The organism is Azospirillum sp. RU38E (assembly GCF_900188385.1).
In the GTDB taxonomy this organism is placed as follows: domain Bacteria; phylum Pseudomonadota; class Alphaproteobacteria; order Azospirillales; family Azospirillaceae; genus Niveispirillum.
In genome coordinates, this window is the sequence record NZ_FZOI01000011.1 from 117,864 (window position 1) to 141,295 (window position 23,432).

22 protein-coding genes and 1 tRNA gene are annotated in these 23,432 nt (G+C 63.7%); 11 read left to right on the forward strand and 12 right to left on the reverse strand.

The genetic code is table 11. The features are described 5' to 3' along the window. The first annotated feature begins 37 nt into the window (after positions 1 to 37). Entirely contained in the window at positions 38 to 511 is a 474-nt protein-coding gene (gene smpB / locus CHB97_RS17335; RefSeq protein ID WP_089289256.1) for an SsrA-binding protein SmpB, read from the forward strand. Here smpB and CHB97_RS17340 read toward each other — a convergent pair whose 3' ends face one another. Then, on the reverse strand, positions 512 to 1,783 hold the full coding sequence (locus CHB97_RS17340; protein ID WP_200820001.1) for an MFS transporter: 1,272 nt from the start codon (positions 1,781 to 1,783) through the stop codon (positions 512 to 514). Positions 1,784 to 2,125: 342 nt separating this feature from the next. On the opposite strand from CHB97_RS17340, the gene CHB97_RS17345 reads away from it, so the two are divergent. From CHB97_RS17345 to CHB97_RS17355, 3 genes are all read left to right on the forward strand, one after another. After that, complete coding sequence (locus CHB97_RS17345; protein WP_089289258.1) at positions 2,126 to 3,442, forward strand: OmpP1/FadL family transporter; 1,317 nt, start codon at positions 2,126 to 2,128, stop codon at positions 3,440 to 3,442. Between the two features lie 78 nt (positions 3,443 to 3,520). Next, positions 3,521 to 4,165: a DNA oxidative demethylase AlkB gene (alkB, locus tag CHB97_RS17350; protein WP_089289259.1), complete on the forward strand. Its 645-nt coding sequence runs from the start codon at positions 3,521 to 3,523 to the stop codon at positions 4,163 to 4,165. Positions 4,166 to 4,210: 45 nt separating this feature from the next. Beyond that, positions 4,211 to 5,389 (forward strand): FAD-dependent oxidoreductase, encoded by a 1,179-nt coding sequence (locus CHB97_RS17355; RefSeq protein ID WP_244559583.1) that lies wholly within the window; start codon positions 4,211 to 4,213, stop codon positions 5,387 to 5,389. Between the two features lie 36 nt (positions 5,390 to 5,425). On the opposite strand, the gene CHB97_RS17360 is transcribed toward CHB97_RS17355, so the two are convergent. Beyond that, positions 5,426 to 6,820 carry an APC family permease gene (locus tag CHB97_RS17360; protein ID WP_089289260.1) on the reverse strand — a complete coding sequence of 465 codons (1,395 nt, stop codon included), beginning with the start codon at positions 6,818 to 6,820 and terminating at the stop codon, positions 5,426 to 5,428. A gap of 224 nt (positions 6,821 to 7,044) precedes the next feature. Between CHB97_RS17360 and CHB97_RS17365 the strand changes: the two genes are divergently transcribed. Further along, the gene (locus CHB97_RS17365; protein ID WP_371333099.1) at positions 7,045 to 8,958 is read left to right on the forward strand and encodes a potassium transporter Kup; all 1,914 of its coding nucleotides are present in this window, start codon (positions 7,045 to 7,047) and stop codon (positions 8,956 to 8,958) included. Positions 8,959 to 9,289: 331 nt separating this feature from the next. Here the strand turns inward: CHB97_RS17365 and CHB97_RS17370 are convergent. Further along, positions 9,290 to 9,374, reverse strand: a tRNA-Leu gene (locus CHB97_RS17370). 201 nt (positions 9,375 to 9,575) lie between these two features. Here CHB97_RS17370 and CHB97_RS17375 point away from each other — a divergent pair. Both CHB97_RS17375 and CHB97_RS17380 read left to right on the forward strand, forming a co-directional pair. Beyond that, positions 9,576 to 10,685, forward strand: coding sequence for a branched-chain amino acid ABC transporter substrate-binding protein (locus CHB97_RS17375; protein WP_089289261.1), 1,110 nt, complete (start codon positions 9,576 to 9,578; stop codon positions 10,683 to 10,685). An 81-nt stretch (positions 10,686 to 10,766) separates the two neighbouring features. Further along, the gene (locus tag CHB97_RS17380) at positions 10,767 to 11,876 is read left to right on the forward strand and encodes a branched-chain amino acid ABC transporter substrate-binding protein (RefSeq protein WP_244559584.1); all 1,110 of its coding nucleotides are present in this window, start codon (positions 10,767 to 10,769) and stop codon (positions 11,874 to 11,876) included. A gap of 8 nt (positions 11,877 to 11,884) precedes the next feature. On the opposite strand, the gene CHB97_RS17385 is transcribed toward CHB97_RS17380, so the two are convergent. Beyond that, positions 11,885 to 12,883 (reverse strand): inorganic phosphate transporter, encoded by a 999-nt coding sequence (locus CHB97_RS17385; protein WP_089289262.1) that lies wholly within the window; start codon positions 12,881 to 12,883, stop codon positions 11,885 to 11,887. A gap of 36 nt (positions 12,884 to 12,919) precedes the next feature. Next, positions 12,920 to 13,573, reverse strand: a complete 654-nt coding sequence (locus CHB97_RS17390; RefSeq protein WP_089289263.1) for a DUF47 domain-containing protein — start codon at positions 13,571 to 13,573, stop codon at positions 12,920 to 12,922. Positions 13,574 to 13,851: 278 nt separating this feature from the next. Between CHB97_RS17390 and CHB97_RS17395 the strand changes: the two genes are divergently transcribed. Further along, complete coding sequence (locus tag CHB97_RS17395; RefSeq protein WP_089289264.1) at positions 13,852 to 14,301, forward strand: NUDIX hydrolase; 450 nt, start codon at positions 13,852 to 13,854, stop codon at positions 14,299 to 14,301. Between the two features lie 7 nt (positions 14,302 to 14,308). Here the strand turns inward: CHB97_RS17395 and CHB97_RS17400 are convergent, their stop codons facing one another. The 3 genes from CHB97_RS17400 to CHB97_RS17410 are packed head-to-tail and all read right to left on the reverse strand — an operon-like array spanning position 14,309 to position 16,922. After that, positions 14,309 to 15,673 (reverse strand): ATP-binding protein, encoded by a 1,365-nt coding sequence (locus tag CHB97_RS17400; RefSeq protein WP_244559585.1) that lies wholly within the window; start codon positions 15,671 to 15,673, stop codon positions 14,309 to 14,311. After that, positions 15,670 to 16,395: a response regulator gene (locus CHB97_RS17405; RefSeq protein WP_371333103.1), complete on the reverse strand. Its 726-nt coding sequence runs from the start codon at positions 16,393 to 16,395 to the stop codon at positions 15,670 to 15,672. The genes CHB97_RS17400 and CHB97_RS17405 overlap by 4 nt, the downstream gene beginning before the upstream one ends. A gap of 29 nt (positions 16,396 to 16,424) precedes the next feature. Beyond that, the gene (locus CHB97_RS17410; protein ID WP_089289265.1) at positions 16,425 to 16,922 is read right to left on the reverse strand and encodes a MarR family winged helix-turn-helix transcriptional regulator; all 498 of its coding nucleotides are present in this window, start codon (positions 16,920 to 16,922) and stop codon (positions 16,425 to 16,427) included. A gap of 73 nt (positions 16,923 to 16,995) precedes the next feature. Here CHB97_RS17410 and CHB97_RS17415 point away from each other — a divergent pair, with 73 nt between their 5' ends. Next, on the forward strand, positions 16,996 to 17,892 hold the full coding sequence (locus CHB97_RS17415; RefSeq protein WP_089289266.1) for a branched-chain amino acid aminotransferase: 897 nt from the start codon (positions 16,996 to 16,998) through the stop codon (positions 17,890 to 17,892). Positions 17,893 to 18,242: 350 nt separating this feature from the next. On the opposite strand, the gene CHB97_RS17420 is transcribed toward CHB97_RS17415, so the two are convergent. Then, entirely contained in the window at positions 18,243 to 20,411 is a 2,169-nt protein-coding gene (locus tag CHB97_RS17420) for a malate synthase G (RefSeq protein ID WP_089289267.1), read from the reverse strand. 109 nt (positions 20,412 to 20,520) lie between these two features. Between CHB97_RS17420 and CHB97_RS17425 the strand changes: the two genes are divergently transcribed. Both CHB97_RS17425 and CHB97_RS17430 read left to right on the forward strand, forming a co-directional pair. Beyond that, positions 20,521 to 21,315 carry an IclR family transcriptional regulator C-terminal domain-containing protein gene (locus tag CHB97_RS17425; RefSeq protein ID WP_200820003.1) on the forward strand — a complete coding sequence of 265 codons (795 nt, stop codon included), beginning with the start codon at positions 20,521 to 20,523 and terminating at the stop codon, positions 21,313 to 21,315. Positions 21,316 to 21,330: 15 nt separating this feature from the next. Then, positions 21,331 to 21,786 (forward strand): ion channel, encoded by a 456-nt coding sequence (locus CHB97_RS17430; RefSeq protein ID WP_089289269.1) that lies wholly within the window; start codon positions 21,331 to 21,333, stop codon positions 21,784 to 21,786. A gap of 6 nt (positions 21,787 to 21,792) precedes the next feature. On the opposite strand, the gene ybaK is transcribed toward CHB97_RS17430, so the two are convergent. The 3 genes from ybaK to CHB97_RS17445 all read right to left on the reverse strand — a co-directional run bounded on the left by ybaK (position 21,793) and on the right by CHB97_RS17445 (position 23,401). After that, positions 21,793 to 22,284 carry a Cys-tRNA(Pro) deacylase gene (gene ybaK / locus CHB97_RS17435; protein ID WP_089289270.1) on the reverse strand — a complete coding sequence of 164 codons (492 nt, stop codon included), beginning with the start codon at positions 22,282 to 22,284 and terminating at the stop codon, positions 21,793 to 21,795. 201 nt (positions 22,285 to 22,485) lie between these two features. After that, positions 22,486 to 22,659 (reverse strand): transcriptional regulator, encoded by a 174-nt coding sequence (locus CHB97_RS17440; RefSeq protein WP_089289271.1) that lies wholly within the window; start codon positions 22,657 to 22,659, stop codon positions 22,486 to 22,488. Positions 22,660 to 22,771: 112 nt separating this feature from the next. Next, the gene (locus tag CHB97_RS17445; RefSeq protein WP_089289324.1) at positions 22,772 to 23,401 is read right to left on the reverse strand and encodes a DedA family protein; all 630 of its coding nucleotides are present in this window, start codon (positions 23,399 to 23,401) and stop codon (positions 22,772 to 22,774) included. Positions 23,402 to 23,432: the final 31 nt, after the last annotated feature.

Below are 23,432 nucleotides of genomic sequence, written 5' to 3' on the forward strand. Positions count from 1 at the left end.
GGGACCGGATTTCGTTACGAGAGAAGAACAATAACCGATGGCGAAAGCTGAGACCGATCGCAAGGTGGTGGCGCAAAACCGCCGCGCCCGCTTCGACTATTTCATCGAGGATACGGTCGAGGCCGGCATCATGCTGCTCGGTACGGAAGTGAAATCACTGCGCTCCGGCAAGGCCTCCATCGTGGAATCCTATGCCGGGGATCAGAATGGGGAGCTGTTCCTGGTCAACGCCTATATTCCCGAATATGGGCAGGCAGGGCAGTTCTTCCAGCATGAGACCAAGCGCCCGCGCAAGCTGTTGGTGCGCAAGCGCGAGCTGGCGCGGATGCTGACCGCCATCCAGCGGGAAGGCATGACGCTGATCCCGATGTCGATCTATTTCAATGACCGGGGCAAGGCCAAGGTGGAACTGGGCATCGCCAAGGGCAAGAAGAAGGGCGACAAGCGCGAGGCGGAGAAGGAACGCGATTGGCAGCGCGACAAGGCCCGCCTGATGCGGGCGCGCGGCTGATCAACCCAGCCGCTGTCCGCGCAGCAGCACCAGCCCGATGACGGTGCCGACCAGGGCGAAGGCCAGCACATAGAAGGCCGGGGCCAGCGGGCTGGCCTGCTGCATCAGGGTCACCGCAATGGGCGTCAGCCCGCCAAAGACGGCATAGGCGACATTGTAGGAAAAGGACAGGCCGGTGAAGCGCACCGCCGCCGGGAAGGCCCGCACCATCACATAGGGCACCGCCCCGACAATGCCGACCGACAGGCCGCACAGGGCGGAGAGCGGGTAAAGCCAACCCGGATGGGCTGCCACGCCGATGAACAGGGCCAGCGCCATGATGCCCAGCGCCGGGCTGGCCAGCAGGAAGAAGCGTCCGCCCCCCAGCCGGTCGATTCCCAGCCCGGCCAGGATACAGCCGATGGTCAGGAAGAAGGTGGCTACACTGTTGGCCTGCAGGGCCACGGCCGGGGCGAAACCATAGGATTTCTGCAAGATCGCCGGTGTCATCAGGATCAAAACGATGATGGCGGCCGACAGCAGCCCCGTCAGCGCCATGGAGATGGCGACGGCGCTGCGATGATCCCGTGTCACCACGCGTAAGGGCAGGTCGGCCGATACGGCCTTGCGTTCCTGCAAGGCCTTGAAAACCGGCGTCTCCTCCAGCCAGCGGCGCAGATAGACAGAGATCAGGCCGAACACCCCGCCCAGCAGAAAGGGGATGCGCCAGCCGAATTCCAGCACCTCCGCCGGGCTGTAGACCAGATTCAACCCGGTGGCCATCAGCGACCCCATCAGGATGCCCAGCGTCAGCCCCGCCGTGACCGTGCCGCAGGCAAGGCCAATGCGGTGATCGGGCACATGTTCGGCCACGAAGACCCAGGCACCCGGCACCTCCCCACCGATGGCAGCACCTTGCAGCAGGCGCAGCGCCAGCAGGGCCACCGGGGCCGCCAGCCCGATCTGGGCATAGGTGGGTAGCAGGCCCATGCCCAGGGTGGACAGGGCCATCATCAGGATGGAGAGGGTGAACATGCGCTTGCGGCCCAGCCGGTCGCCGAAATGCGCCATGATGATGCCGCCCAGAGGGCGGGCCAGATAGCCGGCGGCGAAGACGCCAAAGGTCTGCAGCTGCTTCATCCAGTCCGGCAGTTCCGGCGGGAAGAACAGTTGGCCCACGACGGTGGCGAAATAGACGAAGATGATGAAATCATAGAATTCCAGCGCACCGCCCAGGGCTGCCAGGGCCAGGGTGCGGATATCCTGGCGGGTCATGCTCTGGCTTGGCTGCATTCCGGTCGAGTCCTGTTCCTGTCCGCCGGTCGGCTGCCTGCCGACCGGTTCATTGGCGGAACCGACGCATACAGGCTCCGCCACGCTGGAACAAGTGGGAAGCCGGGGCTGTTGCGGGATGCCGACTGTTTCGCCCTGCCATGCGAATGGGGAATCATTGGAATGGCCTATCGTTCCGATATCATTCCGATATCGAAATATCTTGGTCACAGAATTGTTTCAGCTTGAATTATCCGCTTCCCTTTACGAAATGGTAAGGCAGCGGCCATCGCGCCGATCATGAAAACCTGAACGCGCCGGTACCAACCCGGCCTTGAGCACCAAAACGCCAGGAAGTCATAGATGCGTCACCTTGCTATCGCCCTTTGCGCCGGCACCAGCCTTGCTGCACTGGCGACCACCGCCCATGCGGGCGGGTTCCAGATCCGGGAAAACAGCGCCGCCGGCATGGGCACGGCCTTTGCCGGTGCTGCGTCGGATGCGCGCGATCTCTCGATTGTCTATAACAACCCCGCCGCGATGACGCAGCTGCAGCGCTCGGGTGCGGAGGTCGGGGTCAGCCTGATCACCCCGTCATCGGCCTATCACGGCACGGGGCGCGATGCGCTGGGCCGGCCGCTGACCGGTGCCACCGATCGCACGGGCGATGCCATCCCGGTGCCAGCGGCCTTCCTGGCCTATGTGCCGGAAGGGGAGAATTGGCGCACCGGTTTCGCCATCACCGCGCCCTATGGGCTGGAAACCGATTATGATGCCGGTTGGATCGGCCGATATCATGCGCTGCATTCCAAACTGGAGACGATCAACATCAATTTCGCCGCGGCGATGGAAATCCGCCCCGGCCTGTCCATTGGTGGCGGTGTCTCCGCCCAGCGCGCCGAAGCCACGTTGAGCAATGCCGTGGATTTCGGCGCGGTGCTGGCCGGCCGACGCGTGCCCGGCTTCCTGCCGCAATCCGCCGACGGATATGCCAAGGTGAAGGGGGATGATTGGGCCTGGGGCGCCAATCTGGGCCTGCTCTATGAACCGGTGAAGGGCACCCGCGTCGGCCTGTCCTGGCGGTCGGAGATCAAGCATAAGCTGGAAGGTGATGGCACGTTCGAGACGCCCGCCAATGTCCGCGCCGTGCTGACGGCCGGCAATATCGCCGCCTTTGCCCCGACCTCCGCCGTGACGGCCAATGTCTCCAGCCCGCAGAGCGTTGATCTGGGCCTGACGCAGGAATTCGGGCCCCTGGGCCTGCACGCCACTGTGGCCTGGACCGATTGGTCCAGCTTCCAGGAAATCCGCGTCCGTTTCGCCAACCCGGCCCAGCCAGACGCGTTGGATGAACAGCATTGGAAGGATACCTGGTTCTATTCGCTGGGGGCGACCTATCAGATTGATCCGGCCTGGCAGGTACGCACCGGCATCGCCTTTGACAAGAACCCGACGCGCGACCAGTACCGCACGCCACGTATCGCCGATGGTGACCGGACCTGGCTTTCTGCCGGGCTGGGCTGGCAGGCGACGGACAATATCGCGTTGGATGTCGCCTATACGCATATCTTCGTCGATGACAGCCCGATCAATGTGGCCACCAGCACCGGCAACCGCCTGACCGGTGAGTTCAAGAGCAATGTGGATATTGTGGCGCTGACGGCACGCTACACTTTCTGATGCCGCATTATCCTTGATGGGAAGGCGCCTGCCCGGCAAGAAGGGTGGGCGCCTTTTTCATGTGCGGAGCCTTGGCCCATGCTGGACCTGTTCGGCGATCCATCCCCCGGGGAGCCCCGTTTGCTGGCGCAAGGTGCCTGGCTGCTGCCCGGCTTTGCCGCCGGGCAGGGGGCGGACCTGCTGGCCGCCATCGCGGCGGTGGCCGGTCACATCCCGTTTCGACAGATGGAAACACCGGGCGGCGGGCGCATGTCGGTGGCGATGACCAGTTGCGGCCAGTTGGGCTGGCTGACTGACCGCAGCGGTTACCGCTATGGCGCTGTCGATCCTGTCACCGGCCAGCCCTGGCCGGCCATGCCCTTGATCCTGGCCGAACTGGCCGCCCGTGCCGCCGCTGCGGCGGGCTATCCCGGTTTTCAGCCCGACAGTTGTCTGATCAACCGTTACCAGCCGGGCGCCCGCATGGGCCTGCATCAGGACAGGGACGAGGCCGACATGGCCCATCCCATCGTTTCGGTCTCGCTTGGCCTGCCGGCCGTCTTCCTGTTCGGCGGGCGTACCCGCAGCGGCCCGGTCCAGCGGGTGCCCCTGCACCATGGCGATATCGTTGTCTGGGGCGGGCCGTCGCGGCGCTTTTACCATGGGGTGGCACCCGTGGCGGCGGGGGAACATCCGTTGGCCGGGCCATTCCGCTATAATCTCACCTTTCGCCGGGCGGGTTGAAACGCTATCGTTTCGCAACTGCAAAATCGAATAAGGAAACCGGCGATGGCGGAGCGGTTGGCGCGGCGTGGGTTGATGCTGGGCGCGGGGGCCGCCCTTTCCCTGGGCGCGCTTGGCGGTTGCGCTAGCCGTCCGGCCGGCATGGCGGCCAATGCCGCGCCCAAGGGGCCGATCCTGAGCCTGCCCCCCTTGCTGGCCGATACCGACCGTATCACCCGCATCACCATCTGCACCCGCCCCTTCCGCGCCCAGGGGCCAAGGCTGGAGCGTGAGCGGATTGGCGAGAAAGACGTGATCCATCATTACGGCCATGGCGGCAGCGGCTGGTCGCTCTCCTGGGGTTCTGGTGCGGCGGCGGTGGAACTGGTGCTGGCCACCGGCCAGCGCGATGTGGCCGTCATCGGTTGCGGGGCCATCGGCCTGACCACGGCCACCCTGTTGCAGCGGGCCGGTGCCAAGGTGACGATCATCGCCAAGGAACTGCCGCCTAATGTGCGTTCCTCCTATGCCACCGGTGTCTGGTCACCCGATTCGCGTATTGCCATGGCGGAATATGCCACCCCGGCCTTCAAGGAGGCCTGGGCCGCACAATGCCGGCACTCCTTCGCCGCCTTCCAGGATCTGCTGGGGCTGCCGGGCAATCCGGTGGAATGGTATGATGAATATATCGTGCGCGAACTGAATCCACTGCCGGAGCCGCCGGACACGCGGCCGGAATTTGCCCATCTGGCGCGCGAGATGGTGCCGGAACTGCGTGGTCGCCGCACGGACTATGCCCCCGGTCAGCATCCGTTCGGCAATCGCACGGTGCGGGGGCACAGCAACATGATGTTCAACATCAATGCCTATAGCCACCTGCTGCTGTCGGAATTCCTGGCCAATGGCGGCAGCCTGCAGGTGCGGGAATTCCACAGCCCGGCGGAGTTTGCCAGCGTGCCGCAGAAGGTGCTGGTGAACTGTACCGGCTATGGAGCGCGGGCGCTGATGCGTGATGAAACGCTGATCCCCGTGCGCGGCCAACTGGCCCGCGCTATCCCGGAACCGGGGGTGACCTATGGGCTGAATTTCAATCAGGTGTCCTTCGTGCCCCGGCGTGACGGGTTCGTGTTCCAGGTCACCGGCGCGGACGAATATTATGGCTATGGCATCGAAGGCACGGAGCCTGACCGGGCCGAGGCGGAAAAGGCGCTTTCCACCATCGCCGGCCTGTTCAAGGGGGCGTAACGGGCAGGGCGGGGCCGCAACCCCGCCCTTTCTGCCTTAAGCCTTCGCCTTGTTCCGGCGGAAGAAATAGACGATCAGCCCCAGCGCCAGCCAGATGACCAAGCGCGCCCAGGTATCACCCGGCAGGTAATACATCAGCCCAGCACAGGTCAGAATGCTGATCACCGGGATGATCGGCACCAGCGGCGTGCGGAAGGGGCGGGGCACATCCGGCCGGGTGCGGCGCAGCACCAGCACGCTGGCCGACACGGCCATGAAGGCCACCAGCGTGCCGATGGAAACCAGTTCCGCCAGCAGGTCGATGGGGAACAGGCTGGCCAGCACCATGGCCGCCCCGCCGGTGATCAGCGTGCCGACATGCGGCGTGCGCCAGGTCTTGTGCACCTTGCCGAACACGGCCGGCATGATGCCATGCTGTGCCATGGCATAGAAGACGCGCGGCTGAGCCAGCAGCAACACCAGCGCCACGGAGGTCAGGCCGGCCACGGCGCCCAGCGAGACCAGCGATTCCAGCCAGACCCAGGATGGGCCCATCCGTTCCACCGCCAGCGCCACCGGGTGCGGCACATTCAGTTCGGCATAAGGCACGATGCCGGTCAGCACCAGCGCCATACCGATATAAAGCACGGTACAGACAACCAGCGAGCCCAGGATGCCGATGGGCACGTCCCGCTGCGGGTTGCGCGCCTCCAGCGCCGTGGTCGCCACCGCATCGAAGCCGATATAGGCGATGAACACCACGGCGGCGGCGCGCAGCACGCCGGTAATGCCGTAATGGCCAAATTCACCGGTATTGGCAGGCACGAAGGGCGTCCATTGATCCGGGTTCACATGGAAGGCACCGACGGCGATCACCACCAGGATGACGGCCACCTTGGTGATCACCACCGCCGTATTGGCCCAGGCCGACCGGCGTACGCCGATGACGGCCAGGAAGGTGACCAGACCAACAATGAAGATGGCCGGCAGGTTGATGATGGCACCGGTTGCCACCAGCGCCCCGTCCTTCACCGCCAGCGGTGCGGCTGACAGTTCATGTGGCAGCGGCATCCCCAGGGTGGCGAACAGGGCGGTCAGATAACCTGACCAGCCCACCGCCACGAAAGCGGCCGCCCCCAGATATTCCATGATCAGGTTCCAGCCGACCAGCCAGCCCAACAGCGGCCCCAGCGCATCGCGGGTATAGGAATAGGCCCCGCCCGACTCCTGCGACATGGCTGCCAGTTCAGCATAGCACAGGCCGACGCAGGCGCAGGCCAGGGCTGCCAGCAGGAAGGAAATCACCACCGCTGGCCCGGCATATTGCGCCGCCGCCGACCCGGTGATGACGAAGATGCCGGCGCCGATGATGCAGCCGACCCCCAGCAATACCAGTTGCACCGGTCCCAGTGCCGGCAGCAGCCCGCGAGCCGCCTCCTGTTCCGCCCTCATTTCAAACCCTTTTTCCCATCCGCATCCTGTCCGACATGCGCGTGCGGTCAGGGTGTACCCCGCCGCCGCTTGCGGTTGGCCCTAGTTCTGAGCCGGAGCGCACAGGCAATGCAATGCTGAAATGCAATCAGCGGGTAACTATTTGCTCATTCCCTGCGTTATTGCCGCCCGCTTGCGCAGCGCGGCATGATTGGTTAGCGTTCGCACTCAGGAAATCTTGAAGGGTGGCTATATTGGGCCAGACGCAGACGGCGGCCGGGCAAGCGCATGTCGCGCATTCCTCCTTTGGAATGCTGTTCCTGTCCGCCATCGGGGTCGTGTTCGGTGATATCGGCACCAGCCCCCTTTACGCCTTGAAGGAAGTGTTCGCCGGCCCGCACCCGCTGCCGGCGGACCCGTTGCATGTGCTGGGTGTGCTGTCGCTGGTCTTCTGGACCCTGCTGATGGTGGTGTCGGTCAAATATGTCGCCATCATCATGCGGGCCGATAATGACGGGGAGGGCAGCAGCTTTGCCATGCTGGCCCTGTTGCAGCGCACACTGACGGCGCGCTCGGGCCGCCTGGCCATTGCCGGCACGCTGGGCGTTTTCGCCGCCGCGCTGTTCTATGGCGACAGCGCCATCACGCCCGCCATTTCGGTGTTGAGCGCGGTGGAGGGGCTGCAGGTGGCGGCCCCGCAACTGGCCGATTGGGCGGTGCCGCTGGCCATCGCCATCCTGGTGCTGCTGTTCGCTGTGCAATCGCGCGGCTCGGCCGCCGTGGGCGGCCTGTTCGGCAGTGTCATGCTGGTCTGGTTCATTGTGCTGGCGGTGCTGGGCATCGCCAATATCGGCCAAGCCCCCTGGGTGCTGAAGGCGCTGTCGCCACATTGGGCGGTGAAATTCATCGCCCATGATGGCTGGGTCGGCTTTCTGGCGCTGGGCTCCGTCGTGCTGTCGGTGACGGGGGCAGAGGCGCTTTATGCCGATATGGGGCATTTCGGGCGCGGGCCGATCCGGCTGGCCTGGTACATGCTGGTCTGGCCGGCCCTGCTGTTGAACTATTTCGGGCAGGGCGCCTTGCTGCTGGCCCATCCGGAAGCGGCAACCAACCCGTTCTTCCTGATGATGCCGGGCTGGGCGGCGCTGCCCATGGTGGCGCTGGCGACGATGGCCACCATCATTGCCAGCCAGGCGGTGATTTCCGGCGCCTTCTCCGTCACGCGTCAGGCCATTCAGCTCGGATATCTGCCCCGGATGGCGATCATCCATACGTCGGAGCGGGAGATCGGGCAGATCTATATCCCCTTTGTCAATTGGACGCTGATGGTGGCCGTGGTCTCCCTGGTGCTGGGCTTCGGCAATTCCACCAATCTGGCGGCGGCCTATGGCGTGGCGGTGACGGGCACCATGGTCATCACCACCACCATGGTGGCGATTCTGGCCCATGCCCATTGGGGCTGGCGCGGTAAATGGGTCTGGGCGTTCTTCGGCCTGTTGCTGAGCGTGGATATGGCCTATTTCCTGGCCACGGCCACCAAGATCCCACATGGCGGCTGGTTCCCGCTGGCGGCCGGCATTGTCGCCTTCCTGTTGATGACCACCTGGAAGCGGGGCCGCCAACTGGTTCATGCCAAGCAGAGCGAGGGCGCTTTGCCCATGGCCGATTTCCTGGCCAGCCTGTCGAACAAGGTGGTGCGTGTGCCGGGGACGGCCGTTTTCCTGACGTCAGAGGCGGAGGGGGTGCCGCTTTCCCTGCTGCATAACCTGAAACATAATCATGTGCTGCATGAACGGGTGGTGCTGCTGACGGTGAAGGTTTCCGAAAGCCCGCGTGTGCCGATGGAACAGCGCGTTCATTCCGAAGCCCTGCGGGAGGATGTGTTCCGCGTCACTCTGCATTGCGGGTTCATGGAAGACCCCGACGTTCCCAAGACGTTGGCCAATGCGCGCCGGGCCGATCTGGGCTTCGATTACGAACCGATGCGATTCTCCTACTTCCTGACGCGGGAGACGGTGGTGCTGGCCGCCGATCCGGGTATGGCGCCCTGGCGCGGCTATCTGTTCGCCTTCCTGTCGCGCAGCGCCACGACGACGGCGGACTTCTTCCATCTGCCGCTCAACCGAGTGGTGGAGCTGGGGGGCAATGTGGAGATTTAAGGGGGGGGAACCAATGAAACGTTTCTCAATAAATGAAACTTTGTCTGTTTCAGATTGAAGAAATCCCAACCGTCACCCCGGCGAAGGCCGGGGTCCAGTTTCGTAGAGCGAAGCGCTTGTGACCCTGGACCCCGGCCTTCGCCGGGGTGACGGGAGTGAGAGCAAGGTTGTTTTTCTTGAAGGCGGGTACATTCTGGTCATCTAACGACCGATATGCCCCATGAAGGGGGATAGACTGGGGCCTGTCGCGGCTCCCCAAAAGCGAAAAGGGCGACACCGCTGCCGGTGTCGCCCTTTTTCATCGCCCTTGGTAGAAGGCGGTTCATTCCAGTGGTGCGGCCGAAAAGACTCGAACTTTCACGGGTTGCCCCACAGCGACCTCAACGCTGCGCGTCTACCAATTCCGCCACGGCCGCAAAACACGATACCGGAATACCGAGGCGATCTTAGCTCGACCGCGCCGGTGCCGGGGTGGATAGCAAATCATGGCGGGCGGTTCAAGAGCATTCGTCAGCCAATTGCGCAATTGTTGCCATGTCCCGAATTGACGCGGCGCACCCGCGTGTTAGCCTCAGCAACCTTCGGGTCTTGGCCGATAACGAGAAGAGACGGGAACAATGAAGCTCAGCAAATCCCTGCGCGCCGCCCTGGCGGCTGCCACCATGCTCGCCACCGCCCCGGCCTTCGCCGATACGCGGGTCGGTCTGGTCGCCCCGCTGACCGGTCCCAATGCCGTGTTTGGTGAACAGATGCGCCGCGGGGCCGAAATGGCCATCGCCGATATCAACGCCAAGGGTGGCGTGCTGGGCGAAAAGCTGACCCTGTCCAAGCTGGATGATGCCTCCAACCCCAGCCAGGGCGTGGCCATTGCCAACAAGCTGGCGACCGAAGGCGGTGTGGCCGCCTTCGGCAATTTCAATTCAGCCGTCTCCATCCCCTCCTCAAAGATTTTCGAGGATGAGGGGATCGTGATGATCAGCCCCGCTTCCACCAATCCGCAGCTGACCGAACAGGGGTTCGAGCTGATTTTCCGCACCTGCGGGCGGGATGATCAGCAGGGCGACGTGGCCGCCGCCTGGCTGGTGAAGCACAATAAGGGTGATAAGATCGCCGTCATCCACGACCAGACCACCTATGGCAAGGGTCTGGCCGATGCCACCAAATCCGCCCTGAACAAGGCCGGCGTTAAGGAGGCGATGTATGATGCGGTGAATGTCGGTGACCGCGACATGTCCGCCCTGGTCACCAAGATGAAGGATGCCGGCATCCAGGTGGTCTATTTCGGCGGCCTGCATACGGAGGCCGGCCTGCTGGTCCGCCAGATGGGGGAGGCGGGGCTGAAATCCGTTTTCATGTCCGGCGATGGCACGGTTAACCAGGAATTCTGGAACATTGCCGGTAAGTTCGCCGACGGTGCCCTGGTCACCTTCGGCAATGAATATCGTGACAAGCCGGAGGCGGCCGATGTGGTGAAGCGTTTCCGCGATGCCAAGTTCGAGCCGGAAGCCTACACGCTCTATACCTACGCCGCCGTGCAGGCCTGGGCGCAGGCGGCCGCGAAGGCCAAGTCGGTGGATGCCGCCAAGGTGGCCAAGGCCATGCGTGATGGCGATTATTCCACGGTGATCGGCAAGCTGGCCTTTGATGCCAAGGGCGATCGCAAGACCACCGATTATGTCGTCTATAAATGGGCAGACGGCAAATATACCGTGGTGCCGGGGCAGTAATCCCGCTCTCTGTTGCGTCCATATATAAAGGGCCGGTGGTGGCGAGACACCACCGGTCCAGCCCTGTTTCATCACCACCGGGTGTCCGCCTTGACCTTTCGTTCTGTCGCCTTTGTGCTGCCATTGCTGTTGGGTGCGGCGAGCTTTCCTGCCGCTGCCGAGATCAAGGTGGGCTTTGCCGCACCCTTGACCGGCCCGCTGGCCGCCGTGGGCGACCAGTTGCGCCTGGGCACCAGCCAAGCCATTGCCGATCTCAACGCCAAGGGCGGTGTGCTGGGCGAAAAGCTGGTGCTGGTGGCCGAAGATGATGGCGGTTTGCCGACGCAGGCGGTAGCGGTGGCCAACAAGCTGGTGATCCAGAATGTCTCCGTGGTGATCGGCCATCTGCAATCTGGCACCACCATTCCGGCGGCCAAAGTCTATGGCGATGAAGGCATCATCACCATCACGCCCACCGCCACGTCACCAGAGGTTACGGAACAGGCGGGCGGGTTGGTCTTCCGCACCTGCGGACGCGATGACCAGCAGGGGCCGGTGGCCGCCGCCTATATTGCCAAACATTTCAAGGATAAGCGCATCGTGCTGCTGCACGATCAGGCAACCTATGGCAAGGGACAGGCCGATGCCACCAAGGCCGCCCTGAACGGGCTGGGCGTGCAGGAGGTGCTCTATACCAGCCTGACCAGCGGGGAGCGTGACTATACCGCCCTGGTGACGCGGGTGAAGGCGGCGCAGGCCGATGTGGTCTATTTCGGCGGCTATTACAGCGATGCGGCGCAGTTCGTGCGCCAGATGCGGGCGGCCGGGGTGAATGCGGCCTTTGTTTCCGGCGATACGCTGGCGTCAGACGATTATCTGGCCTTGTCCGGCCCAGCGGGGGAGGGCACCTTGATGTCCTTCTCCGCCGATGCCCGTACCCTGCCCAGCGCCAAGGCGGTGCTGGATGGCTTTGCCGCCCGCAAGCAGGAACCGGGGGCCTATACGCTCTATGCCTATGCAGCCGTACAGGTCTGGGCGCAGGCGGTGGCCAAGGTGGGCGTCACCCAAGGGGAGAAGGTGGCCGAGGCCCTGCGGGAGGCCCCCCACGAAACGGTGATCGGTCGCCTGTCCTTTGATGCCAAGGGCGACCGCACCAGTACCGATTATGTGATGTATCAGTGGAAAGACGGCAAATATGCCCCTGTGCCGTAAGGGATAAATTAAAACAGCGTCGTCACCCAATAGGCCCCGGCGGCCACCAGGGCGGCGGCGGGCATGGTGACGATCCAGGCCACGACGATGCCCTGGGCCAGCCCCCAGCGCACGGCCGACGCCCGGCGGGCGGAGCCGACGCCGACAATGGCGCCGGTGATGGTGTGGGTGGTGGAAACCGGCACGCCCAGCCAGGTGGCGGCAAACAGGGTGATGGCCCCGCCGGTTTCGGCACAGAAGCCATGGACTGGCTTCAGGTCAGTCAGGCGCGACCCCATGGTGCGCACGATCTTCCAGCCGCCAAACAGCGTGCCAAGCCCCATGCAGGCCTGACAGGACAGAACCACCCACAGCGGCACATGGAACGTCTCACCCAGATAGCCCTGGGAGAACAGCAGCACGGCAATGATGCCCATGGTCTTCTGCGCATCATTGCCGCCATGGCCCAGGCTGTAGAGCGAGGCGGAAACGATCTGCAGCCCCCGGAACGTCCGGTCCACCCCGAACGGTGTGGTCCGACGGAAAATCCAGGAGACGACCAGCACGATCAGCAGCGCCAGCACGAAGCCGATGGTGGGCGAAACGAAAATCGCCACCGCCGTCTTGGTCAAGCCGCTGGCGACAATCGAACCGAAGCCGGCGCTGGCGACACCCGCTCCGGCCAGCCCGCCGACCAGCGCATGGCTGGAACTTGAAGGGATGCCCCAGTACCAGGTGATCAGGTTCCAGCCGATGGCCCCCATCAGGGCGGCGAAAATCACCTGACCCGTGATGATGTTGGGATCGACGATTCCCTTGCCAACGGTGGTGGCGACATGGGTGCCGAAGAACAGAAAGGCGATGAAATTGAAGAAAGCCGCCATCAGCACGGCGTTGCGGGGCGACAACACCCGTGTCGACACCACCGTGGCGATGGAATTGGCGGCATCATGAAGCCCGTTCAGGAAATCGAACATCAAGGCTATGCCAATCAGCGCGATCAGAAGGGGCAGGGAAAGCGTTTCCATGGGGGATGGTCCTGGACCCGTTGAAGGCGGGATGTGTCAGACGTTATCGACAATGATGCTGTCGATGATGTCGGCGACATCCTCACAGGCGTCCAGCACCGCTTCTTCCAGTTCCAGCACTTCCCGGACCAGGGCCTGGCGATAGGTGATGGGGGCATCCAGCCCGCCGCTTTCCTGACGCAGCCGCGCCTTGCCGGCGCGCAGCAACCGGTCGCTTTCGCTTTCCAGCTGCGAGACTTCCTCGGTCATCCGCGTCAGTTGGGTGTGATTGCGGCCGATATCACGCATCAGCGGCAGGGCTTCCCGCAGGATGCCGGCGGCCTTGACGATGGCATCGGCAATGGCGTGCATTTCGGTCGTATAGGTCATCGGGCCGGCTTCGGCCAGATGGCGGGCGACATCCTGGATCAGATCGATGATGTCATCCATCCGCTTCGCCAGATCCTGGATATCGGACCGGTCGAAGGGTACGATGAAGCTGCGATGGATGGCCGCCTGTACCGCCTTGGTAACAACGTCGGCCTTGCCTTCCGCTTCATGGATGACCTGGAAGCGCCCCTCCAGATCGTCACCCTTCTGCAGCATGGTCTGCAGGGCCTGGGCGGCCGCATAGGTATATTGCGTATGTTCGGCGAACAGGTCGAAGAAACGTTCTTCCTTCGGCAGCAAGGCCCGGAACAGGCTCAGCATGGGTTCCGCTTTCAATGGTCTGGGGCCGTGCGGGCGGTAAGGTGATGGGCCCTGCGCGGCTTCTGGCCTTTCCTCTAACATCCTGCGTCATAATTCTGTAATTCAATTGTCAAGAAACAGGCATTCTTGACGGCGGGGTGTGCAGGCCTCACGTTGGTGTCAGGGAACAGCTGGTTTGGCGCATCGTTAACCACTCGTAAGCTATAACCTTATGCGCGCTGTCATTGTGCGCCGTCTGTCTTACACTCTTTTTCGTACAAGGCTCTTCAAGCAGATCCATGGCCCAGACAAAGACCTCCCAGTGTGCTGCTCTCCCCTACCGGCTGACCGATGGAAAACCGGAAGTCCTGCTTGTCACCTCGCGGGAGACCAAACGCTGGATCATTCCCAAGGGTTGGGCCAAGAAGTCGCTGGGTGCCTGCGCCATGGCGGAGCGGGAAGCGTTTGAGGAAGCTGGCATCAAGGGCCGGATCGACTGCGCGCCGGTGGGCTCCTACCGCTATGAAAAACGCCTGGATAACGGTGACAGCGTGGAATGCGATGTTGCCGTCTTCCTGCTGCGTGTGACGGAAATGCTGGATGTCTGGCCGGAGAAGGGGCAGCGCGAGCGGCGCTGGATGGATCCGGCTGAAGCCGCTGAACTGGTTTCCGATGATCAATTGGCGCCGATGCTGCGGCAGCTGGAAAACACATTGGCAAACGGCAAGCGCGCCGCCGCGCGTTGTTAATGTGATTCTATAGCGGCAACCGCACCACGGCCCGCAAGCCCCCCTTGGGGCTGTCGCGCAGCAGCACATCGCCGCCATGCCGCCGCGCCACGTCCCGCGCGATGGTCAGCCCCAGCCCGACTCCGCCGGTGGACTGGTTGCGTGACGGTTCCAGCCGGTGGAAGGGCCGGAACACGCCCTCCCGCTGGTCCGGCGGGATGCCGGGGCCATCATCATCGACGATGATTTCCACCATGGTTTCGCCCATCGCCAGCGACAGCCAGACATGGCGGCCATAGCGTTTGGCATTGCCCACCAGATTGGCGATGCAGCGGCGCAGCCCGTTGGGGCGCAGGGGCAGCACCACCTCATCCTCTGTTGCCGGCCCCAGGTCCAGCGAAAGCGCCGTGCCCTCGCGCCGTGCATTGGCCGCTACCTCCTCCAGCAGCGCCCCCAGGTCCACCGGTTGCGGCTGTTCGTCGCCGGCCCCGCGCGCGAAGGAGAGATAACCGTCGATCATCACCTGCATTTCGACCACATCGGCCTTCAGCTCCTCCACCTCCGGCAAGTCCGGCATCATGGCCAGCTGCAGCTTCATCCGGGTCAGGGGCGTGCGCAGGTCATGGCTGACGCCGGCCAGCATCTCGGTGCGCTGGCTGATCTGGCGGCGGATGCGTTCGCGCATCACCAGGAAGGCATGGGCGGCCTGGCGCACCTCTGCCGCGCCTTCGGGCCGGAAATCGCTGATATCCCGGCCCTTGCCGAACGCATCTGCCGCTACCGCCAGCCGGCGGATGGGCCGGATCTGGTTGCGCATGAACAGGGTGGCGATGGAAAACAGCACCAGCGAGCTGCCCAGCATCCAGATGATGAACAGGTAGGAGGTGAAGCTGTAGAGCCGCCGTTCGGGCGACAAGACCGACAGCACGCCATCGGGCAGCTGCACGCGGATTTCGATCCATTTATGGGCGATATTGGCATTGATGCGCCAGGGCCGCCGCACCCGTTCATCCAGCGCATTGGCCAGCGTATCCTCCAGCGCCGTGCGCGGGCGTGGCGGCGTGGTGGGCAGCATCTCGCCGGGGTTGAAGCTGATCAGGATATCGGTGGTGCGGGCGGCCATGGACAGGGTTTCCGCCCGTGCCGCCGCGTCGGGATCGCGGCCCAGCTGGTCAATCACCAGGGCGATTTCACCAGCTACCCCCATGGCCAGCCGCTGGGTCATGGTGTCCCAGTGGCGGTCATAGAAAATGAAGGTGGCGATCCCCTGGGCCAGCACCACCGGCGTCATCATGATCAGCATCGACCGGGCGAACAGGGTCGCCGGGATATAGCGTTTCAGCGCCCGGAAGGGCCGGGGCCGTCGCCGCCACCAGTCGCGCCAGCGGATCAATCCGGCCTCAACACATAACCCTCACCACGCACGGTCAGCAGATAGCGCGGTTCGCGCGGGTCGCCTTCCAGCTTGCGGCGCAGGCGGGTGACCTGCACATCGATGGTGCGGTCATTGCCGGCATCCACGGCAGCCTTTTCTACCAGCTCCTCACGCGACAGCACCACGCCGGGGGCGCCGGCCAGGGCGCGCAGCAGGCCCGACTCCATGCTGGTCAGCCGCACCACCTCTTCCCCGTCGCGCAGCTCGTCGCGCACCGGATCAAACAGCCAGCGGCCAATGCGGACGGGGGCTGGGCTGTTGGCGCCGCCCCCCGCGCCAGGACGGGCCTGCCGGCGCAGGATGGACTGGATGCGCAGCACCAGTTCACGCGGCTCAAACGGTTTGGGCAGGTAATCATCCGCCCCTGCCTCCAGCCCCTGGATACGATCCTCCGCCTCCCCCCGCGCGGTCAGCAGCAGGATGGGGGCGACGCCCTGGGTGGATAGGTCGCGGCATAGGTCCAGCCCGCTTTCACCCGGCATCATCACATCCAGCACGATCAGGTCAAAGGCCAGCCCGCCCAGCCGGGCGCGGGCATCGGCGGCATCCTGTGCCGCCGTCACCATGAAGCCGTTCTGCGACAGATAGCGCCGCAGCGCCTCCCGCAGGCGGGTATCATCATCAACGACAAGGATATGGGGCTGGTCGGCGATATCGGTCATGGCTGCCAGTGATAACATGGGCCGGCTGCTGGGGGCAGCGGACAAGTTTACCGTTTGCCGGGCCCCGGCGGCTGGAACTTGGCCCGGTCCTCGGCATCAATGATGCCCAGCATCACGGTGCGGAACCCTTCCACCGCCGCCGCCCCGGCAGCGCGATAGGCCTGGGCGATGCGGGCGCGCTGGGCATCTGACAGGGTGCGCTCCAGCTCCTGGCCCTTTTCCGTGAGGGTCAGCAGGCGCTGGCGCCGGTCCTTGGTTCCAGCCCGCTGGGCGATATATTCCTGGGCGACCAGATCGCCCAGCACGCGGGCCAGGCTCTGCTTGGTGATCTGCAAGATGCCCAGCAGCTCCGTGACATTGATGCCCGGATAGCGTCCCACGAAATAGACGACCCTGTGATGCGCCCGCCCCAGCCCGATTTTCGCAAGCATCGCGTCTGGTTCGGCGGTAAAGTCGCGATATGCGTAGAACAGCAGCTCGATGCCTTGGCGAAGATCCTCCTCACGGAGGAACAGCGGGTTCGGACCTGATTTTACGTCAGCCATGTTGACTTATTTCTGCAATTCCGTATCGTGGATAGCGTCCCTACGGACATAAAGTAACGAGGAAACCACCATCATGTCGATCATCCCCTTCCATGACCGCGACGGGCATATCTGGTACGACGGTCAGCTGGTGCCCTGGCGGGATGCCAAGGTGCATGTCCTGACGCATGGCCTGCACTATGGAAGTTGTGTATTCGAGGGGGAGCGCATTTACAACGGTTCCATCTTCAAGTCGCGCGAACATAGCGTGCGGCTGAAGAAATCGGCGGAACTGCTGGGCTTCGACATCCCCTATAGCGTGGATGAGATTGAAGAGGCCAAGGTTGCCACCTGCAAGGCGGCCAACATGGTCAATGGTTACATCCGCCCCGTCGCCTGGCGCGGCAGCGAGATGATGGGCGTGTCCGCCCAGCATAACAAGATTCATCTGGCGATTGCCTGCTGGGAATGGCCCAGCTATTTCACCCCGGAAGCCCGCATGAAGGGCATCCACCTGCAGCTGTCCAAGTGGCGCCGTCCGGCCCCGGATACGGCCCCGACGGAAGCCAAGGCCGCCGGCCTGTACATGATCTGCACCATGTCCAAACATGCCGCAGAAAAGGACGGTTTCCAGGATGCGCTGATGCTGGATTACCGCGGCTATGTGGCGGAAGCCACGGGGGCCAATTTCTTCATGATCAAGGATGGCGTCATCCATACGCCGATGCCGGACTGCTTCCTGAACGGCATCACCCGCCAGACGGTGATCGATCTGGCCAAGCGCCGTGGCTATCAGGTGATCGAACGCCATATCCAGTTGGAAGAGGTGCAGGGCGCCTCTGAAATCTTCCTGACCGGCACGGCGGCGGAAGTCACGCCCGTGGGCCGCATCGGCGACTGGACCTTCACCCCCGGTGAAGTCTGCCGCAACCTGATGCTGGATTACGACGCCCTGGTGAATGGCCGGCTGGAGGCCGCAGCGGCGGAGTGATACCAACGGTCATCATTCATGACCGTTGGTACGGCGGCGACTGCCGCCGCGCCGCACGTGCGGCGTAGCCAAGCCAGCGGATGCTGGCGCCGGCGATTGAGGGGCACGAAAGCGTGACCTTCGGTCATGATTTCGTGCCGCAGGTATGAGTTGGGGGGAAACCCTTATCGCGTTCTCAATAACTTGCCTTCCCCGCGAAAGCGGGGAACCAGGGGCAGCTTCAGACCACGGTTGGGTTCTTATGGCCCCTGGACCCCCGCTTTCGCGGGGGAGGCATGTTATTAAGGTCGCTGCGCATTCCTTGAAGGTGAGGGAGCGCGCTCTTTTCAGCGGCTCCCTCTATCCTTCCCTCACGCTCGCGCCTTCAGCGCGCGGCGGTGTTTGTGCAGCAGTGGCTCCGTATAGCCGTTGGGCTGCTCCACCCCCTTGAACACCAGATCACAGGCGGCCTGAAAGGCGATGGAGCCGGCGAAATCCGGGGCCATCGGGCGATATTCCGGGTCGCCCGCGTTCTGCCGGTCTACCACGGCGGCCATGCGCTGCATCACCGCCAGCACCTGTTCCCGGTCGCAGACGCCGTGCAGCAGCCAGTTGGCGATATGCTGGCTGGAAATGCGCAGGGTGGCACGGTCTTCCATCAGCCCGACATCATGGATGTCCGGCACCTTGGAACAGCCAACCCCCTGATCCACCCAGCGCACCACATAGCCCAGAATGCCCTGGGCGTTGTTTTCCAGCTCCTGGCGGATTTCGTCCTCTGACCAATTGATGCCATGGGCCAGCGGCACGGTCAGGATATCGCGCAGGGCGGCACGCGGGCGGCTGGCCAGTTCGGCCTGCCGGGCGGCAACATCCACCTGATGGTAATGCAGCGCGTGCAGCGTGGCGGCGGTGGGCGACGGCACCCAGGCCGTGTTGGCCCCGGCCAGCGGATGGCCGATCTTGGCCTTCAGCATGTCGGCCATCCGGTCCGGCATTGCCCACATGCCCTTGCCGATCTGCGCATGGGAACGGAAGCCGCAGGCCAGCCCATTATCGACATTCCAGTTTTCATAAGCGCCGATCCAGGCAGCGGACTTCATGTCGCCCTTGCGGATCATCGGCCCGGCCTGCATGGAGGTGTGGATTTCATCGCCCGTCCGGTCCAGGAAACCGGTATTGATGAAACAGACCCGATCCTTGGCGGCGCGGATGCACTCCTTCAGATTGATTGTGGTGCGCCGTTCCTCATCCATGATGCCGATCTTCAGCGTGTGCCGGGCCAGGCCCAGCACATCCTCGATCCGGTCGAACAGGCTGTTGGCAAAGGCCACTTCCTCCGGCCCATGCATCTTGGGCTTGACGATATAGACGCTGCCGGTGCGGCTGTTGGCCAGCCCACCCTGACGCCGCAGATCGTGCAGGGCGATCAGGCTGGTGATGATGCCGTCCAGAATCCCCTCCGGCACCCAGGAACCATCCTCGAAGGTGACAGCATCAATGGTCATCAGGTGGCCGACATTGCGGATGAACATCAGGGCGCGGCCATGCAGGGCGAAGGTGTCGCCGGCCGGGCCCTGATAGGTGCGGTCCGGGTTCAGCGCGCGTTCCAGAACCTTGCCACCCTTTTCAAAGCTGGCGGTCAGGTCGCCCTTCATTAGGCCCAGCCAGTTGCGATAGATCGTCACCTTGTCGGCGGCATCGACGGCGGCGACGCTGTCCTCGCAATCCATGATCGTCGTCAGGGCCGATTCCAGCACGATATCGGCCACGCCCGCCGCATCATCCCGCCCGATCGGATGGTTCCGGTCGATGATGATGTCGAGATGCAGCCCGTGATGGGCCAGCAGCAGGCTGGTGGGGGCTGTCACTGCCCCCTGCCAGCCCTTAAACTGGTCCCCATCGCGCAGGCCTGTTTCCGTACCGCCGGCCAGCGTGGCGACCAGCTGGCCATGGCGGATGCCGTAACCGGTCACGTCTTTATGGCTGCCTTGTGCCAGCGGGGCCGCCTGATCCAGCAATTCGCGCCCCTTGGCGATCACGGCGGCACCCCGCACCGGGTCATAGCCCTTGGCACCGGCCGTACCGACATCGCCCAGCGCGTCGGTGCCATACAGCGCATCATACAGGCTGCCCCAGCGGGCATTGGCGGCGTTGAGCGCGAAGCGCGTATTCATGACCGGCACCACCAGTTGCGGCCCGGCGAGGCGCGACACTTCCTCATCCACATTGCTGGTGGTGATGCTGAAATCCGGCCCTTCCGGCAGCAGATAGCCGATCTCTCGCAGGAAGGCCTCATAGGCATCCTGATCATGCGGTTGGCCGCGGCGGGACTGGTGCCAGCCATCGATCTGGGCCTGCAGCGCGTCACGCTTGGCCAGCAGGGCCCGGTTGATCGGCGTCAGATCCTGGAACAGGCTGGCAAAGCCCTGCCAGAAGGCAGCCGGTTCCACGCCCGTGCCGGGCAATGCCTCTGTTTCGATGAACTGGTGCAGCGCGGCATCGATCGTCAGGCCATGAAGGCGGATGGGGGCGGACATGGGGCAGGTTCCCTGATGTGGCATTTCCTCTGCCAACAACGATAAGCCCGCTCCATCGGGCATCGCAATATGGTATGGAAGTCTTTCCACGATGCGGAAAGATGGTGCCATGGCGGCGAAGAAAGAGGAGAGCGAGCGCGGCGGGCAGGTCCAGGCCCTGGGCCGGGCGCTGGCGATTTTGAACCGGCTGGCCTTGAGCGATGGCGGGGCCACCCTGACGGAGCTGGCCAATGCGGTGGGGCTGGCGGGCTCCACTACGCACCGGCTGCTGACATCGCTGGAATCGGAACGCTATGTGCGGTTCGATGCCGAAACCAAGCTATGGAGTGTCGGTGTGCAGGCCTTCATTGCCGGCAATGGCTTCCTGCGCACGCGTGACGTGGTGCGGATGGCAAGACCGCATATGCGTTGGCTGATGGAACGCAGCGGGGAGACGGTGAACCTCGCCATCGAGGATCAGGGCATGGCCGTTTACCTGTCCCAGGTGGAATGCCGGGAGATGATGCGCACCTTTGCCCGGCTGGGGGCGCGGGTGCCGATGCATTGTTCCGGCGTGGGCAAGGCGCTGATGGCGGCGATGGCAGACGGTGAGCTTTCCCGCCATATCGCCCGCCATGGTCTGGTTCAAAAGACAGAACGCACCGTCACCAGTCTGGCCGATTTGAAGGCTGATCTTGCCGCTATCCGGGCGCGTGGCTATGCCATTGATGATGAGGAACATGCGGTGGGGTTGCGCTGTGTGGCGGCAACGGTGTTCAACGAACATGGCGACCCGGCCTGCGCCGTCTCCCTCTCCGGCCCGATGGCGCGCATCACCGATGCCCGCATCGCCGACCTGGGGGAGATGGTGCGGGAAACAGCCGCCCGTGTGATGGCAGAGATCGGCGGCAGGCCGGCAGCATAAGGGGGGGGGGGAGCAATGGATATCGATACGGACATGCTGGGGGAGCTGGCGATTGCCACCGGTCTGGTGGTGCTGACCGTGACGATCCATGGGGTGGGTCTGTCGTTGCTGCGCCGGCTGTCGGATTTCATGGGGGGACGGCGCCCGCTGTCCCGCACCCTGCACGCGCTGGTGACAATCTGGCTGATCGTGCTGGGCTTGTTTGCCCTGCATGGCGTGGAAATCTGGATCTATGCCGGCCTTTATGAGGCGGCCGGGGCCGTCCATTCCCTGCGGGAGGCGGTGTATTTCTCCCTGATCACCTATGGCGCCATCGGTTATAGCGATCATGCCATCGCGCCTGCCTGGCAGATCATCGCCGGGATCGAGGGGATCAATGGCGTCATCATGATCGGCTGGACCACTGCCTTTTTCGTGACCATCATGGGGGAGGTGCAGGTGAAAATGCCCCGCCACGCCGCCCGGGAGTAACCGTCTTTACGGGCGTCCGGCCACCGTGATGGCCACCAGCTTGGCCCCCAGCACACGGGCAATGTCCGCCGGTGCGGCGGCGATCTGCAACCCGCGCCGGCCACCATTGACGATCATTTCCGGCAGCGCCTCTGCACTGGCATCAATGAAAGTGGGCAGCTTTTTCTTCATGCCCAAGGGGCTGATGCCGCCGATGACATAACCGGACGCCCGTTCAGCCACCTTTGGGTCGGCCAACTGTGCCCGCTTGCCCCCGGCAGCGGCGGCCAGGGCCTTCAGGTCCAGCCGGGCGGGGGAGGGGATGACGGCGCAGACCAGCCCCACCCCTTCCACGTCGCTGACCAAGGTTTTGAACAGCATGGCCGGATCGACACCCAGGGCCGCAGCGGCGGCCATGCCGATGGCATCGGCATCCGGGTCATAATCATATTCCAGCAGCCGGTGCGCGGCACCGGCCTGTTTCATGGCATTGACGGCGGGGGTGGATTTCGCGGACATGCAAACGCATCCAGAAATGAAAAAGCGGCCCGACGGTTGCTCCCCGGGCCGCTTCAATAATAAGGCGATGCTGGATGCGAACGTCAATTGTTGCGAATGCGACGACCTTCTGCGTCCTTGAAGCTGCCAATGGCAATCGGCAAGGCACCTAAGGTGTCACGCTGATCCGCTGTAAATCCCGGATCGCCGCCGGCGCAAATCTCACTCGTGACATTCAGGTGCTGGCAATTCGTCGTCCGTTCCCCAGCTTTTCAGCCACTGATCAACCTCTTCAGCGGTCGCGTGCAGGCCGGTCTCCTGGAACTTTTCCCACGCCTGCAACGTGTCACGCCGCAGCGCTTTGTCATCAAGTTTGATGGATGTGGCAGATGCCATGCCAACCTCCGAACCGAAAGGGAGTGTCTTTAACGACCGTAAAGCGTCTGCCCCCATCCTGCATAGGGTCCGTCTCGCCAGCTCAACACGCCGCCAGCTGCCGAGACAGATTTCACGGACGTTGGCGCAGATGGCGCAGCTTGTGCCAGAGGAACAGGCCGCCCAGCGCCAGAATGCCCAGCACGATCAGCGCATCAAACCGGTGCAGCCAGGTGCGCAAGGTCGGGTTTTCGTGCCACTGTTCCCCCAGCGCCATGCCGATATAGGCCAGCCCATAGCACCAGATCCAGGAACCGACGAAGGTATAGAGATGGAAGGGCAGGCGCGGCATGGCGGAGATGCCGGCGGGCAGGGCGATGAAGGTGCGGATCACCGGCAGCATCCGGGCGATGAACATCGCAGGCGCGCCGAACCGGGCGAAGAACCGGTCCGCCATGTCCAGATCATGCGCATCCAGCAGCACATAGCGGCCCCAGCGCAGGATGGCGGCCCGACCGCCACGCTTGCCAATGATATAGGCCACCTCCGACCCCAGATTGCAGCCCACCGCCCCGGCGGTGGCCACCAGCAGCAGGTTCATCTCCCCGGTCGATACCAGAAAACCGGCAAAAGGCATGATGATTTCAGAGGGCAGCGGAATGCAGGCCGATTCAATGGCCATCAGCAGCGCCACACCGGCATAGCCCATGGCGCTGATCACCGCGATAATGCCGGATGCCAGGAAATCGATAATCTGTCCCATGGATGAAAATGCCGTCAGTTGCAGATGGGGC